Genomic DNA, 14,721 nt, shown 5'->3' with positions numbered 1-14,721 from the left:
ACCCCACTGCTGCGATATTGCCATCAACTCGACGGAAGGTGGCAGAACCGTGCAGTGGACGAAACAGAACGAACAAACTGTGTATGAAAACCGGTGGTTCAGCGTCAACCTGGCAGACGTCGAACTCCCGGACGGCCGGCACCTCGACCACTTCCTCATACGGCTTCGCCCCGTCGCGGTCGCGACGGTGGTCAACGACGCGGACGAGGTGCTCCTGCTGTGGCGGCACCGCTTCATCACCGACAGCTGGGGCTGGGAGCTCGCCGCGGGAGTGGTCGAGGACGGCGAGGACATCGCGTACGCGGCCGCCCGAGAACTGGAGGAGGAGACCGGCTGGCGGCCGGGACCGCTGCGGCACCTGATGACCGTCGAACCGTCCAACGGTCTGACGGACGCCCGGCACCACATCTACTGGACCGACGAGGCAACGTACATCGGCCACCCCCAGGACGATTTCGAGTCGGACCGCAGGGAATGGGTCCCGCTCAAACTCGTCCCCGACATGCTCGCCCGCGGAGAGGTCCCGGCCGCCAACATGGCGGCCGCGCTCTTGCTCCTGCACCATCTCAGGCTCGGCTGAACTCCCGCTGAGCCGTGGGCGCCTCAGCGCCCGAGCGCCTGCCAGACCGCGACGGCGACGGCTCCCACCGCGGCCAGCGCGGCGACCGTGGGCAAGGGCCAGCGGGTGTGCTCCAAGGCGGTGATCCGCGCGTTCAGTTCATCGTGATCCTTGACGGTCTGGTCGTCGCGATGAGCGAGCAGGGCCAGTTCACCGTCGATCCGGGTCAGTCCGACCTCGAAGACACGGCGTAACTCTGCGAGTTCTTCTGGGACCACGGGATGCTCCGGGTCGGTGGTCACGAGTCGGCTCCTTTCCGTAGTCGGCACATCCCTGTTGTGCGCACCGGAAGTCAACTCGCCTGGTGGACGCGGCGGGAGCGTGTGCGATGGGCATATGCGAGTCAGTCGCGCGCACCCCGTGCGAAAAGAACGGGCCCGGTGTTCCGAAGACGGTGTCTTCGGACAGCGGGCCCGTTTGCGAGTACGGAGTGTGATCAGGCGTAGGTGTAGAAGCCCGACCCCGACTTGCGGCCGAGGCGGCCCGCGTCGACCATCCGCTGGAGCAGCGGAGGAGCGGCGTACAGCGGCTCCTTGTACTCGGCGTACATCGAGTCCGCGATCGACGCGATCGTGTCCAGGCCGATCAGGTCGGAGAGCTTGAGCGGGCCCATCGGGTGGGCGCAGCCCAGCTCCATGCCGTTGTCGATGTCCTCGCGGCTGGCGATGCCCGACTCGAACATCCGGATGGAGGAGAGCAGGTACGGCACGAGCAGCGCGTTGACCACGAAGCCCGAGCGGTCCTGGGCGCGGATCGCGTGCTTGCCGAGGATCTTCTCGACCAGCGCCTGGGCGCGGCTGATCGTGCCCTCGGACGTGGTCAGGGCCGGGATCAGCTCGACGAGCTTCTGCACCGGGGCCGGGTTGAAGAAGTGGATACCGATGACGTGGTCGGGGCGCGACGTCGCCACGGCCAGCTTCACCAGCGGGATGGACGAGGTGTTGGAGGCCAAGATCGCGTCCGGGCGGGTCACGACCTGGTCGAGGATCTGGAAGATCTCCGTCTTGACCTGCTCGTTCTCCACGACCGCCTCGATCGTGAGGTCACGGTCGGCGAACTCGCCCAGGTCCGTGGTGAAGGTGAGGCGGGCCTGCGTGGCCGCCAGCTCCTCCTCGCTGATCTTGCCGCGGGACGCCGCCTTCGCGAGGGAGTTGAGCAGCCGGGTGCGGCCGATCTCCAGGGCCTCACCGGTGGTCTCGGCGACCTTCACGTCGAGTCCGCTGCGGGCGCACACCTCCGCGATGCCGGCGCCCATCTGGCCACAGCCCACCACTCCGACGCGTGTGATGTCAGTCAAGGCGTCCGTCACCTCGTGCCTTTCGGTGTTCGTCTGCTCGGCCGCCCGTGGGTTCGGGGCCACCGGATCAGGGGTCTGGAAACCCTTCCAGGGGCTTCCGGATCTGCACGTTACCCCGTAGACATGAGAGGTATGGAGTCCGGGTTAACGCCTGTTCATCCAGGGCTCACAGTGACACGGGAAATCGGGGGGATCCATGGGACGTATCTCACGCCGCGCGTTCACGGTCGGAGCCGCTCTCGCAGTGGCCGGACTGACGGCGGGGGACGCGGTCGCCGCGGGCCACGGCCGACGCCGCCACCCCGAGCTGCGGGGCATGTGGCTGGCCACCGTCGCGGGCCGGGACTGGCCGTCGAAGGCCGGGCTCACCGCCGCCGAGCAGCGAGCCGAACTGCTCGCCCACCTCGACACCGCGGTCCGCCGCCGGCTGAACACGGTCGTCTTCCAGGTGCGGCCCACCGCCGACGCGCTGTGGCCGTCCCCGTACGAACCGTGGTCGGAGGTGCTCACCGGCACCCAGGGCAAGGATCCGGGCTGGGACCCGCTGGGCACGGCCGTGACCGAGGCCCACCGGCGCGGTCTGGAACTGCACGCCTGGTTCAACCCGTACCGCGTCGCCAACCACACCGACCCGAGCCGGCTCGTGCCCACGCACCCGGCCCGGCTGCACCCCGACTGGGTCGTGCCCTACGGCGGCAAGCTCTACTACAACCCGGGCCTGCCGGAGGTCCGCCGCTTCGTCGAGGACGCGATGACCGACGCGGTGCGGAAGTACGCGATCGACGCCGTCCACTTCGACGACTACTTCTACCCGTACCCGGTCGCCGGGCAGACCTTCGACGACGACGCGGCCTACGCGGCGTACGGGAGCGGGTTCCCGGACCGGGCGGCCTGGCGGCGCGACAACATCGACCAGCTCGTACGGGAGATGGCGCAGCGCATCAAGAAGGCGCGGCCCGGGACGCGGTTCGGGATCAGCCCGTTCGCGGTGTGGCGCAACAAGGCGACGGACCCGGAGGGCTCCGACACCACCGCGGGGGTGCAGACCTACGACAACCTGCACGCCGACACCCGTCAGTGGGTGCGTGAGCGGTGGATCGACTACATCGTGCCGCAGGTGTACTGGAACATCGGCTTCGCCGCCGCCGACTACGCGAAGCTCGTGCCCTGGTGGGCCGACGTCGTGCGCGGGACGGGGGTGCGGCTGTACATCGGCGAGGCCCTCTACAAGGCGGGCGACCCGGCGCAGCCCGCCGCCTGGCAGGACCCGGCCGAGCTGTCCCGGCACCTGACGTTCGCGGCGGGCTTCCACGAGGTGCGCGGGCACATCTTCTTCTCCGCCAAGGAGGTCGGCCAGGACCGGATCGGGGCGATGGCCCGGGTGGTCGCCGACCACTACTCCTAGGCCCTGTCGTCCCCCGCGTGCCGTACGACCGAGTCGGGGCCCGGCGACATGATCGCCTCGTGGCCGTCCTCGAAGCGGACCCGGAAGGGCGGACCGCCGTCCGCCCCGAGCACTTCGATGATCTGAGCGACCCGGTCGTGCTGCCCGACGATCCGGCCGTGCACGAGAAGTTTGTCGCCTACGGTTGCGCGCATCGGGAGTTCCCCCCTTGCCGTGCCCGTGAGTTGCGGCAAGTCTACGGCGCGGCAGGGGAGTTGGAACCCCGGCAACGCGTCAGCCGCGCGTCCGCTGGGTCACCGCGATGCACACCAGGACGGCCGCGGCGGTCAGCGGCGCCGCCACCGGCAGCGTCTCGCCGAGCAGGAACACCGACCAGACGAGGGTCAACAGGGGCTGGGCGAGCTGGAGTTGGCTGGCCTTCGGGATGCCGATCAGGCCCATCCCCTTGTACCAGACGACCAGGCCGCAGAAGGTCGAGACGACGGCCACCCAGACCAGGCCGACGACCGCGTGCGCGGTGAGGTGCACCGGCTCGGCCGAGAGCGCGACGCCCGCCCCGGCCGCGGTGAGGGGCAGGCACAGCACCAGCGCCCAGGAGATGACCTGCCAGCCCGGCATCACCTTGGCGAGGCGGCCGCCCTCGGTGTATCCGGCGGCGCAGATCAGCAGCGCGCCGAAGAGGTAGAGATCGGCGCGGGTCAGCGCGCCGCCGCTCTGCTGCACGGTGAACGCGACCACGGCGGCGGCGCCCGCGCAGGCCGCGATCCAGAAGGCGCGCGAGGGCCGCGCCCCGGTGCGCAGCGCCGAGAGGACGGCCGTGGTCAGCGGCAGCAGGCCGACCACCACGGCCGAGTGCGCGGTCGTCGCCGTCCGCAGGGCGAGGGTGGTGAGCATCGGGAACCCGAGCACCACGCCGGCCCCGACGACCGCGAGCCCGCCCCAGTGGCGGCGGCGCGGCAGCGGCACCCGCAGCGCGAGCAGGCACACGCCGGCGACCGCGGCCGCCAGGACGCTGCGCACGCTCACCAGGGACCAGGGCCCGAACCCTTCGAGAGCCCACACGGTCGAGGGGAACGTCAGCGAGAACGTGGTGACGCCGAGCGCGGCGAGGGCGGTGCCGAGCGCCCGGCCGGAACGCGGCTCGGGTACCGCGTCGGAGGCGGTGACCGCTATCGTGGCCGAGTCGGTAGCGCTACTCTCTGTCTTCATGCAACAGCGTAGCAGCGTGGCTGAATTGGCGAAGCAGCTGAAGGGTGAGCTGAACCGCTACTCGGACAATGAAAAGCTGCCGTCGAGCCGGGCGCTTGTCGAACGGTTCAGGGTGAGTCCGGTGACGGTGTCGCGGGCCCTCGCGCAGCTCGCCGCCGAAGGGCTCGTGGTGACCCGGCCCGGTGCCGGTGTCTTCAAGGCCGCCGCCCGCACCGCCGCCCCGGCCGGCGACACGTCCTGGCAGGAGGTCGCGCTCAGCGCGGAGGGCGGCACCGACCTCGTCCCGCGCGCCGTCGACGCGTCCGGTGTACTGGTCACGCTGTCGGCGCCGCCGCCCGGGGTCGTCGAGTTCAACGGCGGCTATCTGCACGAGGTGCTGCAGCCCGGCGCCGCGATGGCCGCCGCGCTCGCCCGCGCGGGCCGCCGGCCGGGTGCCTGGACCCGGCCGCCCGTCGACGGACTGCCCGAACTGCGCGAGTGGTTCGCGCGCGGCATCGGCGGCGCGGTCACCGACGCCGAGGTGCTGATCACCTCCGGCGGGCAGTCGGCGCTCGGCACGGCGCTGCGCGCGCTCGCCCCGCCCGGGGCGCCCGTGCTGGTCGAGTCGCCGACGTATCCGGGGATGCTGGCGATCGCGCGGGCCGCGGGGCTGCGGCCGGTACCGGTGCCGGTGGACCCCGACGGCGTACGGCCCGATCTCCTGGAGCAGGCGTTCCGGGCGACCGGGGCGCGACTCTTCGTCTGCCAGCCGCTCTTCCAGAACCCGACCGGCGCCGTGCTCGCCCCGGAGCGCCGCCCCGAGGTGCTGAGGATCGCCCGCGCGGCCGGCGCCTTCGTCATCGAGGACGACTTCGTGCGCCGCCTCGCCCACGAGGACGCGGGACCGCTGCCGAGGCCGCTGGCCACCGACGACGCGGACGGTGTCGTCGTGCACGTCTGCTCGCTGACCAAGGCGACCTCGCCGAGTCTGCGCATCGGCTGTCTCGCCGCGCGCGGGCCCGTCCTGGAGCGGTTGCGCGCCATCCAGGTCGTCGACCAGCTCTTCGTGCCGCGCCCGCTGCAGGAGGCCACCCTCGAACTCGTCGGCTCGCCCGCCTGGCCGCGCCATCTGCGCACGGTGGCGGGGGAGTTGAAGCGGCGGCGCGATCTGCTCGTGGCCGGGCTGCGGCAGCGCCTGCCCGAACTGTCGGTGCCGCACGTCCCGGCCGGCGGCTACCACCTGTGGGCCCGGCTGCCCGACGGCACGGACGAGCGGCACCTGGTCACCGCCGCGCTGCACGCGGGCGTCGCGGTCGCTCCCGGCCGCCCGTACTTCGCGGCCGAACCGCCGGCGCCGCACATCAGGTTCAGTTTCGTGGCGGTGGCCTCGGCGGCGGAGATCACCGAGGGGGTGCGGCGCCTGGAGGCGGCATGGCACCGTAATGCGTTCGACGCGGAAGGCTCTGACCTGCGAGGGTCTGCGGATGACTGACACTTTTCCCGAGGGGTACGCCTTCTCCGCCGACCCCGCCCGCATCGACGCCGGGCGCGTCCACCGCTGGCTGTCCACCGACGCGTACTGGGCGAAGGGCAGAACGCGCGAGAAGCAGGACAAGGCGATCGCCGGATCCCTCAACTTCGGTGCGTACGACGACACGTCGGGGGAGCAGGTGGCGTACGCGCGCGTCGTGACGGACCACGCCACCTTCGCCTGGCTGTGCGATGTGTACGTGGACCCGGCGATGCGCGGCAAGGGCCTCGGCAAGGCGCTCGTCGCCGCCGCCCGCGACCACCTGGAGCCGCTCGGCATCCGCCGTGTCCTGCTCGCCACGCACGACGCGCACGGGGTGTACGCGGAGGTCGGCTTCGAGCCGCTGGAGCGGCCCGACCGGTGGATGGCCCTCTGCTTCGACGGGGCGCAGCGCCCCGATACTCACAGCGGGTGAACTCTTGACCTTGGCTACTGGCCGGTTACACGATCGGGCATGCAGCTCAGCGTCACGCTTCTCGCCGCCGCGCGCAGCTCCGCCCTGCTCGCGGAGCGCTTCGACGACGACCGGCCGCTCGACGAGGCGGGCTGGTACGAGGTGCGGCGCGCGGCGCCCGGCCTCGCCGCCCTCGGCGCGGCCGAGCTGCGCTACTGCTCGCCGACCCCGCGCAGCCGCGCGACCGGTGACGCGCTCGGCCTCGCCCCGCTGGCCCAGCCCGCGCTGCGCGAGTGCGACATGGGTCGCTGGCGGGGCCGAACGCTCGCCGAGGTGACGGCCGTCGAACCGGCCGCCGTCGACCGCTGGCTGGCCGATCCGCGCTCGGCGCCGCACGGCGGGGAGCCGCTGCTCGCCTTCATCGCGCGGGTCGGCGCCTGGCTGGACACCCGGCCCGCCGACGGCACCCGGATCGTGGCCGTCGCCGAGCCGTCCGTGGTCCGGGCCGCCCTGGTCTACGCGCTGAAGGCGCCCCCGTCGACGTACTGGAACATCGACGTGCGGCCGCTGTCGGCCGCGACCGTCAGCGGGCATCCGGGGCGCTGGAGCCTCCGGCTTGCCGCCGGTAGTCCGTCGTGAGCAGCAGGTCCTTCGCCGGGCCCTTCACCCGCCACACCGTCCGCCAGCGGCCCGCGTCGTACACCGTGAACTCGCCCCGGTAGAGGTCCGCCGAGCACGGATGGTCCGCCACGTGCCGGCCCGTGCGCAGATCGAGGCCGTGGAAGAAGCGGCCGTCGCCGAAGCGCACCACGGCGGCGCCCGGGGCGTCGGGGTCCGGCTCGAAGAAGAGGGTCCGCTCGGCGGGACGGGTCGTTCCGTGCCAGGTGAACGAGCCCGACTCGAAGTGCCGCAGCCCGCCGCCTGCCGCCGCCGTGAACTCCGTCGTGCCGGTGAACGTGCCGGTCGCGTCGGCGGCGAGATCCCGCACGGTCCGCTCGACCCGCCAGCTTCCGGTCAGGTACACCAACACGTCGGAAACCGGCCAGAGTTCACCCGCCACACCCATCACTCCCGCTCACCTTTGCGCGAACCGTTGACGCGCGTTGCCCTGCTTCCTATCTTGCCGTTCGCAGTTTAGGACGTTGATCGATATATCGAACATGTGGGGTGAAGGGAAGCGCATGACGCGTGGACGACGCAAGCGCTGGATCAACTGGAGACTCGGGACCGGGCTGGCCACCGGTGCCCTGCTGATCGGGACGGCGGTCACGCCGCAGGCGGTGGCCGACGACGTCACGGACGCGGCGATCACGGACTATGGCGTCACCGTCGATCCGGCCGCCACGGGCGCGAAGATCGACGACACGATGTACGGCGTCTTCTTCGAGGACATCAACCGGGCCGCCGACGGCGGGCTCTACGGGGAACTGCTGCAGAACCGGTCCTTCGAGTACTCGACCGCCGACAACAAGGCGTACACGCCGCTGACCGCGTGGACGGCGACCGGCACGGCCGAGGTCGTGAACGACGACGGCCGCCTGGGCGCCCGCAACCGCAACTACCTCTCCCTGAGCGCCGGTTCGAGCGTCACCAACGCCGCGTACGGCACCGGCATCAACGTCGAGAAGGGCAAGCAGTACGACTTCTCGGTGTGGGCGCACGCCGACACCCACCTCACCGTGACGCTCCAGGACGCCGACGGCACCCTCGCCGCGCCGCGCGCGCTCACCACCTCTGGCGGCTGGACCAAGTACACCGCGAACTTCACCGCGAGCCGCTCCAGCACCACCGGCCGCCTCACCGTCGCCAGCTCCGCCGACGCCGCGCTCGACATGGTCTCCCTCTTCCCGCGCGACACCTTCAAGGGGCGCAAGAACGGCCTGCGCAAGGACCTCGCCCAGAAGATCGCCGACCTGCACCCCGGCTTCGTGCGCTTCCCCGGCGGCTGTCTCGTCAACACCGGCTCGATGGAGGGCTACGACGAGACGTCCGGGTACCAGCGCAAGCGCTCGTACCAGTGGAAGGACACCGTAGGACCGGTCGAGCAGCGCGCCACCAACGCCAACTTCTGGGGCTACAACCAGAGTTACGGGCTCGGCTACTACGAGTACTTCCAGTTCGCCGAGGACATCGGCGCGATGCCGCTGCCCGTCGTCCCCGCCCTCGTCACCGGCTGCGGCCAGAACAGGGCCACCGACGACGACGCCCTGCTGAAGCGGCACATCCAGGACACCCTCGACCTCATCGAGTTCGCCAACGGGCCCGTCACCAGCAAGTGGGGCAAGCTGCGCGCGCAGATGGGCCACCCCAAGTCCTTCCACCTCACGCACATCGAGGTCGGCAACGAGGAGAACCTGCCCGAGGCGTTCTTCTCCCGGTTCACGCAGTTCCGGGCCGCCATCGCCGCCGAGTACCCGAAAATGCAGGTGATCTCGAACTCGGGCCCGGACGACAGCGGCACGACCTTCGACACGGCCTGGAAGCTCAACAAGGACGCGCACGTCGACATGGTCGACGAGCACTACTACAACAGCCCGCAGTGGTTCCTCCAGAACAACGACCGCTACGACTCCTACGACAGGAACGGCCCGAAGGTCTTCCTCGGCGAGTACGCCTCAGGCGGCAACAAGTGGGCCAACGCCCTGTCGGAAGCCGCGTACATGACGGGCCTCGAACGCAACGCGGACGTCGTCAAGCTGGCCTCGTACGCGCCGCTGCTCGCCCGTCAGGACACCGTCCAGTGGTCGCCCGACATGATCTGGTTCAACGACCGGAAGTCGTGGGGCTCGGCCGACTACGAGGTCCAGAAACTGTTCATGAACAACGTCGGCGACCAGGTCGTGCCGTCGACCGCCACCGCCACCCCGTCCACGCTCGCCCCGATCGCCGGCGCCGTCGGCCTCTCCACGTGGGCGACCAGCGCCGCGTACGACGACGTGAAGGTCACCGACGCCGACGGAAACACCCTGCTCAGCGACGACTTCAGCGGTGACGCCGGGCAGTGGACCGGCTCGGGCAGCGGCAGCTGGTCGGTCCAGGACGGCCAGTACGTGCAGTCCGACACCGCCGCGGAGAACACCATGGTCACCGCGGGCGACCCGGGCTGGCAGAACTACGACCTGCACGTGAAGGCCACCAAGAAGTCCGGCAAGGAGGGCTTCCTCGTCGCCTTCGGCGTCAAGGACACCGGGAACTACTACTGGTGGAACCTCGGCGGCTGGAACAACACCCAGTCCGCCGTCGAACAGGCCGTGAACGGCGGCAAGTCGACGCTCGTCGCCAAGCCCGGCTCGATCGAGACCGGACGCGCCTATGACGTCGACATCAAGGTGCGCGGGCGGCAGGTCACCCTCTACCTGGACGGCCAGGAGTGGGGCTCGTTCAAGGACGACAAGCCGGCCGAGCCGTTCCGCCAGGTCGTCACCCGGGACAAGAAGACCGGTGACCTGATCGTCAAGGTCGTCAACGCCCAGGACGCCCAGGCCCGTACGGCCGTGGACCTCGGCGGCGCCGAGGTCGCCAAGTCCGCCGCCGTGACGACGCTGACGGCCGACCCGACGGCGCAGAACACGGCCACGGACACCCCCGTGAAGCCGGTGACCTCACGGTTCGACGGAGTCGCCGACACCTTCACCTACACGTTCCCGGCGAACTCGGTGACGTTCCTGAGGATCAAGCAGCGCTGAACCGATCGAGCACGCCTGTGTGTGTGGGGAACGTGAGGGGGGAGCGGGGGTCGCCCCCGCTCCTCTTCGCCGTCGGAGGGACGGGCCATACTCGGGTCATAGTTACTCGTACGTACGGCTGTTGGGGGAATGTTCGATGTCCGGTACCGCATCCCTGTCCGCGCCCCGGCGGTTGCCGCCCGTGGTGGACGGATCGCCGCTGGTCGGATCGCTGCCCGAGATGCTGCGCGACACCCTGGGTGCCTTTCGGCGCGCCCGGGAGAACCACGGGGACCTGGTCCGCTTCCACATCGGCCCGCCCGGCCTGCGGCGCACGATGTACGGGGCGTTCTCGGCGGAGGCCGCCCAGCTGATGCTCGCCACCCGCGCCACCGACTTCCGCAAGGACAACGCCTTCTACGAGGAGGTGCGGCTCGGCTTCGGCAACGGACTGCTGACCAGCCAGGACGAGGCGTACCTGCGCCAACGGCGACTCGTGCAGCCGCTGTTCACCCGGCGCGGCGTCGACACGTACGACCGGGCCGTCGTCGACGAGGCGCGGGTGACGGCCGACTCCTGGAAGGGCGAGCGGACGGTGGAGGCCGCGTCGGCGATGGAGCAGCTCACGCTGCGGATCGTCGCCCGGATCCTGTTCGGCGCGGACATCGACGAGGCGATACCGGCGGTGCGCCGCTGCTTTCCGCTGATCAGCGACACGAGCCTGAAGCGGGGCCTCGGCCTGAACCCGATCCCGCGCGGCTGGCCGACGCCGGGCAACCGGCGCTACGAGGAGGCGCGCACCGAACTGTACGGCGTGTGCGATCAGTTGATCGCGCGCCGCAGGGCCGCAGGGGACCCCGGGCAGGACCTGCTCGGCCTGCTGATCCAGGCGCGCACGGAGGACGGCGAGTCGCTCTCCGACGACGAGATCCGCGACCAGGTCCTGGTCTTCCTGCTGGCGGGGCACGAGACGACGGCGACGACGCTGACGTTCGGCCTGCACCTGCTGGGCCGCAACCCGCAGGTGCAGCGGCGGGCCCACGAGGAGCTCGACGCGGTGCTCGGCGACGGACGGGCCCCGCGGGCCGCCGACATGGAGCGGCTCCCGTACCTGGAGCGGGTCGTGAAGGAGGCGCTGCGGCTGTATCCGGCGGCCGCGGCGGTCGGCCGGCGGGCCGTCGTCGACACGGAGCTCGACGGGATGACGGTCCCCGCGGGCTCCGACATCGCGATCGCCTCGTACGTGATCCACCGGCACCCGGAGTACTGGGACGAGCCGGAGCGCTTCGACCCCGACCGGTTCCTGCCGGAGGCCGAGAAGGCACGGCCGCGCTATGCGTGGCTGCCGTTCGGCGGCGGCCCGCGCGCCTGCATCGGCGCGCACTTCGCGATGCTGGAGTCGGTGCTCGCCCTCGCGGTGCTGCTGCGCCGCTACGAGGTGACGGCCGAGGACCGGGACGTGCGCGTGGGGTACGGCATCACGCTGTACGCGGCGCAGGACGTGACGGTGGAGGTGCGGGAGCGCGGCTAGTCGGGCGCCGGGGCCCCGTGGCCCGGAGCGGTGAGGGGTGCGCCGGTCGCCGGGAACGCGGCGACGGGCCACTCCACGCACGCCGTGCAGTCGGGGTCCCCGCATTCGCAGGAGAACACCGCCACGGCGTCGCGCGGCCCGTCCGGTGTCCAGGGGCGGGCGAAGAACGCCGTGTACTGGGCGACGACCCCCTCGTTCGCCTCGCGGAGCAGCGCGCGGCGTTCGGCGGCGGTGGTGGCGCGCGGGCCCGCCGCCAGCACACCGGCCCAGGCGGTGGTGACCGCCGCGACGGCGTCCGTGTCCCCGTCGACCCACAGGTGGGGCGCGCCCGCGTCCAGCACCTCACGCTCGATGACGGCGGCGAGGCGCCGGTACAGGGCGAGCGGGGCGGGCCCCAACTCCCGCTCGGTGAGCCGCTTTTCGAGCAGCTCCGGCGTGGGCAGCAGCCAGAGCGCGGCGCGGCCCGGGAGCGCCGCGGCGACACCCGGCGTGACGACGGTGCCCTCCGCGACGGTGAGCGGCGCGGCGGGCAGGGCGCGCACGTCGTCGGCGACCATCGGCCCGCGCTCGCTGTGCAGGGCGCTCGCCAGCAGCTCCTCGACGGGCGCGGCCCAGCGGTCGGCGGACTCCCAGCGCAGCGCGGCCGGGACCCCCTGCGCGAGGGCCAGGTCGCGATGCGCCCAGGTGCGGGTGTCGGCGTGATAGCGCCGCAGTCCGTGCCGGCGGGCGAGCCGCTCGGCGACGGTGGACTTGCCGGCGCCGGGCGCCCCGCCCAGCCAGAGCACGGCGGCGCGCGGCTCAGCCATCGACGAACTTGATGCTGTTGTCGTCGTAGCGGGCGCCCGCCACGTCACCGGCCGGGGCCACGGCCTCGACGGCGGCGAGTTCGTCGGCCGACAGGATCAGTGTGGCGGCCGCGACGTTCTCCTCCAGGTACTTCTGGCGGCGCGTGCCGGGGATCGGCACCACGTCGTCGCCCTGGTGCTGCACCCAGGCCAGCGCCAACTGCCCGGCCGTGACGCCCTTCTGGGCCGCGAGCCGCTCCAGACGGGCGACGATGGCGAGGTTGCGCTCCAGGTTGCCGTCGGCGAACCGCGGCTGGCTGCGCCGCAGATCGCTCTCCGGCAGACTCTCGGTCGACTTGTACTGCCCGGTGAGGAATCCGCGCCCCAGCGGCGAGAACGGCACGAGCCCGATGCCCAACTCCCGGCACACCGGAAGCACTTCGGCCTCCAGGCCGCGCGTCCACAGCGAGTACTCGCTCTGCAGCGCGGCGATCGGATGCACGGCGTGCGCCCGCCGGATCGTCTCCGCGCCCGCTTCGGACAGCCCCAGGTGCCGGACCTTGCCCTCCCGCACCAGCTCGGCCAGCGCGCCCACCGTCTCCTCGATCGGCACGTTCCGGTCGACGCGGTGCACGTAGTACAGGTCGATGTGGTCGACCCCGAGCCGCCGCAGTGACGCCTCGCACGCCTCACGCACATAGGCGGCGTCGCCCCGGATCAGCGTCGGCTCACCCAGCTTGTTGGCGAACCCGAACTTCGTCGCCAGGACGGCCTGTTCACGGCGGTGGGGGGAGGCGAGGGCGCGGCCGAGCAGCTCCTCGTTGTGACCCGCGCCGTAGAAGTCGGACGTGTCGAGCAGGGTCACGCCGAGGTCGAGGGCGCGATGAAGGGTGCCGACGGACTGCTCGTCGTCCGAGGCGCCGTAGGCGTGGCTCATCCCCATGCAGCCCAGGCCCTGGGCGGAGACGGTGAGAGAGCCGAGTCGTCGCGTGGGCAGGCCGGTCATGGCAGCTCCAGGTGTCCGGTGACGGTGGGTACGGTCCCGACCGTAGGGGTTCGAGTGCACTCCGGCGCAACCGCTTCACGGTTTCCAGCGGTTCGCTTCGGCCCACAGTTCGGCCGCGCCCATGAGGACGTCCGTCGCGGGTGCCTTGATCTGTCCGTACGCGGAGAGGTCCGGGACGTCCTCGGCGAGCCGTCGCTTGAACGCGCCCCACGCGGCGCGCGCCTCGGGCGTGGCCCGCAGATAGTCCCGGAACAGCAGCGCGTAACGGGCGTTGGGCCCACCCTGTTCCCGTACGTGCACATTGGCGGGGCGGCCCCCGACGGGCGGCGCGAACACCAGCTTGCGGCAGGTGCGCCCGCGCGAGACCTCCCGGTGGTTCCAGGGTTCGGGCCTGAGCCGGAAGCCGATGCCGGTCATGCGGGTGGTGATCTGCTCCTCGGCGTCCGCCAGGGAGGCGACCCGCACCTGTACGTCGATGACGTCCTTCGCGGCGAGCCCCGGTACGGAGGTCGATCCGACGTGGTCGACGGCGACGGCCAGGGCGCCGAGCGTGGCGTGCAGCAGGGTCGCCAGCCTCTCGAACTCCGCGGACCAGGCGGGCTGATGGGGCACGATCTGCCAGGGGCGGGCGGATTCGTCGGGGAAGGGCATGGTTGCTTTCCGGGTCGGAAGGGCGACGCGACGCGGTGGTCCCGGACGCGGTCGTGCAGGGCGCGGAGCCAAGGCTGTCGTACGGCGGGCAGCCGGGCCGGCTCGCGGGTGCGGCTGCGGGATCGGGCCGGAACAGCCGGTACGGGTGCGACGGGCGCGGACCGTCGCGCAGGACGCCCGCGGGCGGCGGGCCCGTCACGGGGACCGGCAGCACGTCGTGCCGGGCCGCGGCGGCCGGGTACGCCCGTACGGCACCGGGACGTCGGGCGCTTGCCAGGTCTCCCCGGTCACCGGATGCCGGGGCACGAGTGCGAGGTCGGGCACGGGCGGCGGGCCCGTCACGGGGACCGGCAGCACGTCGTGCCGGGCCGCGGCGGCCCCACGGGCTCCGGGTCCACGGCGTACGTCCCGGACTCCATGAGCGGGGGCATCGGCTGTCCCGTGGGACCGTGCCGATGCAGCGCAACCCGCCGCACCGCGGCGGACAGCACCGCCCCACACCCCCCGCACGCGAAAACGGTCACCCCACCACCCTCCCTACCGACGGCCCACCCGGACAAGCGGATTGCGCCGCCCGCGCCCCGGGCCTGCGATACAGGCGGCTGTGCCCGCGCCTCGGATCGGCGATACAGGCGGCTGCCCCCGCCCC

Annotated in this window: 14 protein-coding genes and 1 pseudogene; 7 read left to right on the top strand and 8 right to left on the bottom strand. The window is 71.8% G+C overall.

What is annotated here, in order from left to right; translation table 11 throughout:
* The first annotated feature begins 49 nt into the window (after window positions 1–49).
* Entirely contained in the window at window positions 50–580 is a 531-nt protein-coding gene (locus tag J3486_RS10715; RefSeq protein WP_207819973.1) for an NUDIX hydrolase, read from the top strand.
* Between the two features lie 23 nt (window positions 581–603).
* Here the strand turns inward: J3486_RS10715 and J3486_RS10710 are convergent, their stop codons facing one another.
* A complete protein-coding gene (locus J3486_RS10710; protein WP_207819972.1) occupies window positions 604–861 on the bottom strand; it encodes a hypothetical protein in 258 nt (85 codons plus the stop codon).
* 194 nt (window positions 862–1,055) lie between these two features.
* On the bottom strand, window positions 1,056–1,916 hold the full coding sequence (locus tag J3486_RS10705; RefSeq protein WP_267878181.1) for a 3-hydroxybutyryl-CoA dehydrogenase: 861 nt from the start codon (window positions 1,914–1,916) through the stop codon (window positions 1,056–1,058).
* Between the two features lie 196 nt (window positions 1,917–2,112).
* Here J3486_RS10705 and J3486_RS10700 point away from each other — a divergent pair.
* Window positions 2,113–3,373, top strand: a pseudogene (locus J3486_RS10700) (glycoside hydrolase family 10 protein).
* Here the strand turns inward: J3486_RS10700 and J3486_RS10695 are convergent.
* Both J3486_RS10695 and J3486_RS10690 read right to left on the bottom strand, forming a co-directional pair.
* Window positions 3,318–3,515 (bottom strand): DUF1918 domain-containing protein, encoded by a 198-nt coding sequence (locus J3486_RS10695; protein WP_207819970.1) that lies wholly within the window; start codon window positions 3,513–3,515, stop codon window positions 3,318–3,320. The pseudogene J3486_RS10700 and the gene J3486_RS10695 sit on opposite strands and share 56 nt — an antisense overlap.
* 79 nt (window positions 3,516–3,594) lie before the next feature.
* Window positions 3,595–4,530 (bottom strand): DMT family transporter, encoded by a 936-nt coding sequence (locus J3486_RS10690; protein WP_207819969.1) that lies wholly within the window; start codon window positions 4,528–4,530, stop codon window positions 3,595–3,597.
* Here J3486_RS10690 and J3486_RS10685 point away from each other — a divergent pair.
* The 3 genes from J3486_RS10685 to J3486_RS10675 are packed head-to-tail and all read left to right on the top strand — an operon-like array spanning window position 4,529 to window position 7,073.
* Window positions 4,529–6,001: a PLP-dependent aminotransferase family protein gene (locus tag J3486_RS10685; RefSeq protein WP_207819968.1), complete on the top strand. Its 1,473-nt coding sequence runs from the start codon at window positions 4,529–4,531 to the stop codon at window positions 5,999–6,001. The genes J3486_RS10690 and J3486_RS10685 overlap by 2 nt on opposite strands.
* Window positions 5,994–6,455 carry a GNAT family N-acetyltransferase gene (locus J3486_RS10680; protein ID WP_207819967.1) on the top strand — a complete coding sequence of 154 codons (462 nt, stop codon included), beginning with the start codon at window positions 5,994–5,996 and terminating at the stop codon, window positions 6,453–6,455. Before J3486_RS10685 ends, J3486_RS10680 begins: the two co-directional genes overlap by 8 nt.
* Window positions 6,456–6,494: 39 nt before the next feature.
* The gene (locus J3486_RS10675) at window positions 6,495–7,073 is read left to right on the top strand and encodes a histidine phosphatase family protein (RefSeq protein WP_207819966.1); all 579 of its coding nucleotides are present in this window, start codon (window positions 6,495–6,497) and stop codon (window positions 7,071–7,073) included.
* On the opposite strand, the gene J3486_RS10670 is transcribed toward J3486_RS10675, so the two are convergent.
* Window positions 7,018–7,500 carry a DUF6314 family protein gene (locus J3486_RS10670; RefSeq protein ID WP_207819965.1) on the bottom strand — a complete coding sequence of 161 codons (483 nt, stop codon included), beginning with the start codon at window positions 7,498–7,500 and terminating at the stop codon, window positions 7,018–7,020. The genes J3486_RS10675 and J3486_RS10670 overlap by 56 nt on opposite strands.
* Before the next feature lie 115 nt (window positions 7,501–7,615).
* On the opposite strand from J3486_RS10670, the gene J3486_RS10665 reads away from it, so the two are divergent.
* Together J3486_RS10665 and J3486_RS10660 are read left to right on the top strand one after the other, a co-directional pair.
* Window positions 7,616–10,120, top strand: coding sequence for an alpha-L-arabinofuranosidase C-terminal domain-containing protein (locus J3486_RS10665; RefSeq protein WP_207819964.1), 2,505 nt, complete (start codon window positions 7,616–7,618; stop codon window positions 10,118–10,120).
* Between the two features lie 136 nt (window positions 10,121–10,256).
* Window positions 10,257–11,630 (top strand): cytochrome P450, encoded by a 1,374-nt coding sequence (locus J3486_RS10660; RefSeq protein WP_207819963.1) that lies wholly within the window; start codon window positions 10,257–10,259, stop codon window positions 11,628–11,630.
* On the opposite strand, the gene J3486_RS10655 is transcribed toward J3486_RS10660, so the two are convergent.
* The 3 genes from J3486_RS10655 to J3486_RS10645 form a co-directional block, all read right to left on the bottom strand.
* Window positions 11,627–12,436, bottom strand: a complete 810-nt coding sequence (locus J3486_RS10655; protein WP_207819962.1) for an AAA family ATPase — start codon at window positions 12,434–12,436, stop codon at window positions 11,627–11,629. The genes J3486_RS10660 and J3486_RS10655 overlap by 4 nt on opposite strands.
* Window positions 12,429–13,421, bottom strand: coding sequence for an aldo/keto reductase (locus tag J3486_RS10650; RefSeq protein WP_207819961.1), 993 nt, complete (start codon window positions 13,419–13,421; stop codon window positions 12,429–12,431). The genes J3486_RS10655 and J3486_RS10650 overlap by 8 nt, the downstream gene beginning before the upstream one ends.
* A gap of 75 nt (window positions 13,422–13,496) precedes the next feature.
* A complete protein-coding gene (locus J3486_RS10645; protein ID WP_207819960.1) occupies window positions 13,497–14,072 on the bottom strand; it encodes a GrpB family protein in 576 nt (191 codons plus the stop codon).
* Window positions 14,073–14,721 lie beyond the last annotated feature (649 nt).

Source organism: Streptomyces sp. VRA16 Mangrove soil, from assembly GCF_017377775.1.
Classification (GTDB): Bacteria; Actinomycetota; Actinomycetes; order Streptomycetales; family Streptomycetaceae; genus Streptomyces.
This window is presented reverse-complemented; position numbering and strand designations above follow the sequence as displayed.

Bases quoted from the DNA above. Each gene is read 5' to 3' on its own strand.
- J3486_RS10695 (WP_207819970.1), bottom strand. From the start codon at position 3,515: ATGCGCGCAACCGTAGGCGACAAACTTCTCGTGCACGGCCGGATCGTC.
- J3486_RS10685 (WP_207819968.1), top strand. From the start codon at position 4,529: ATGCAACAGCGTAGCAGCGTGGCTGAATTGGCGAAGCAGCTGAAGGGT.
- J3486_RS10690 (WP_207819969.1), bottom strand. From the start codon at position 4,530: ATGAAGACAGAGAGTAGCGCTACCGACTCGGCCACGATAGCGGTCACC.
- J3486_RS10680 (WP_207819967.1), top strand. From the start codon at position 5,994: ATGACTGACACTTTTCCCGAGGGGTACGCCTTCTCCGCCGACCCCGCC.
- J3486_RS10675 (WP_207819966.1), top strand. From the start codon at position 6,495: ATGCAGCTCAGCGTCACGCTTCTCGCCGCCGCGCGCAGCTCCGCCCTG.
- J3486_RS10670 (WP_207819965.1), bottom strand. From the start codon at position 7,500: ATGGGTGTGGCGGGTGAACTCTGGCCGGTTTCCGACGTGTTGGTGTAC.
- J3486_RS10665 (WP_207819964.1), top strand. From the start codon at position 7,616: ATGACGCGTGGACGACGCAAGCGCTGGATCAACTGGAGACTCGGGACC.
- J3486_RS10660 (WP_207819963.1), top strand. From the start codon at position 10,257: ATGTCCGGTACCGCATCCCTGTCCGCGCCCCGGCGGTTGCCGCCCGTG.
- J3486_RS10655 (WP_207819962.1), bottom strand. From the start codon at position 12,436: ATGGCTGAGCCGCGCGCCGCCGTGCTCTGGCTGGGCGGGGCGCCCGGC.
- J3486_RS10650 (WP_207819961.1), bottom strand. From the start codon at position 13,421: ATGACCGGCCTGCCCACGCGACGACTCGGCTCTCTCACCGTCTCCGCC.
- J3486_RS10645 (WP_207819960.1), bottom strand. From the start codon at position 14,072: ATGCCCTTCCCCGACGAATCCGCCCGCCCCTGGCAGATCGTGCCCCAT.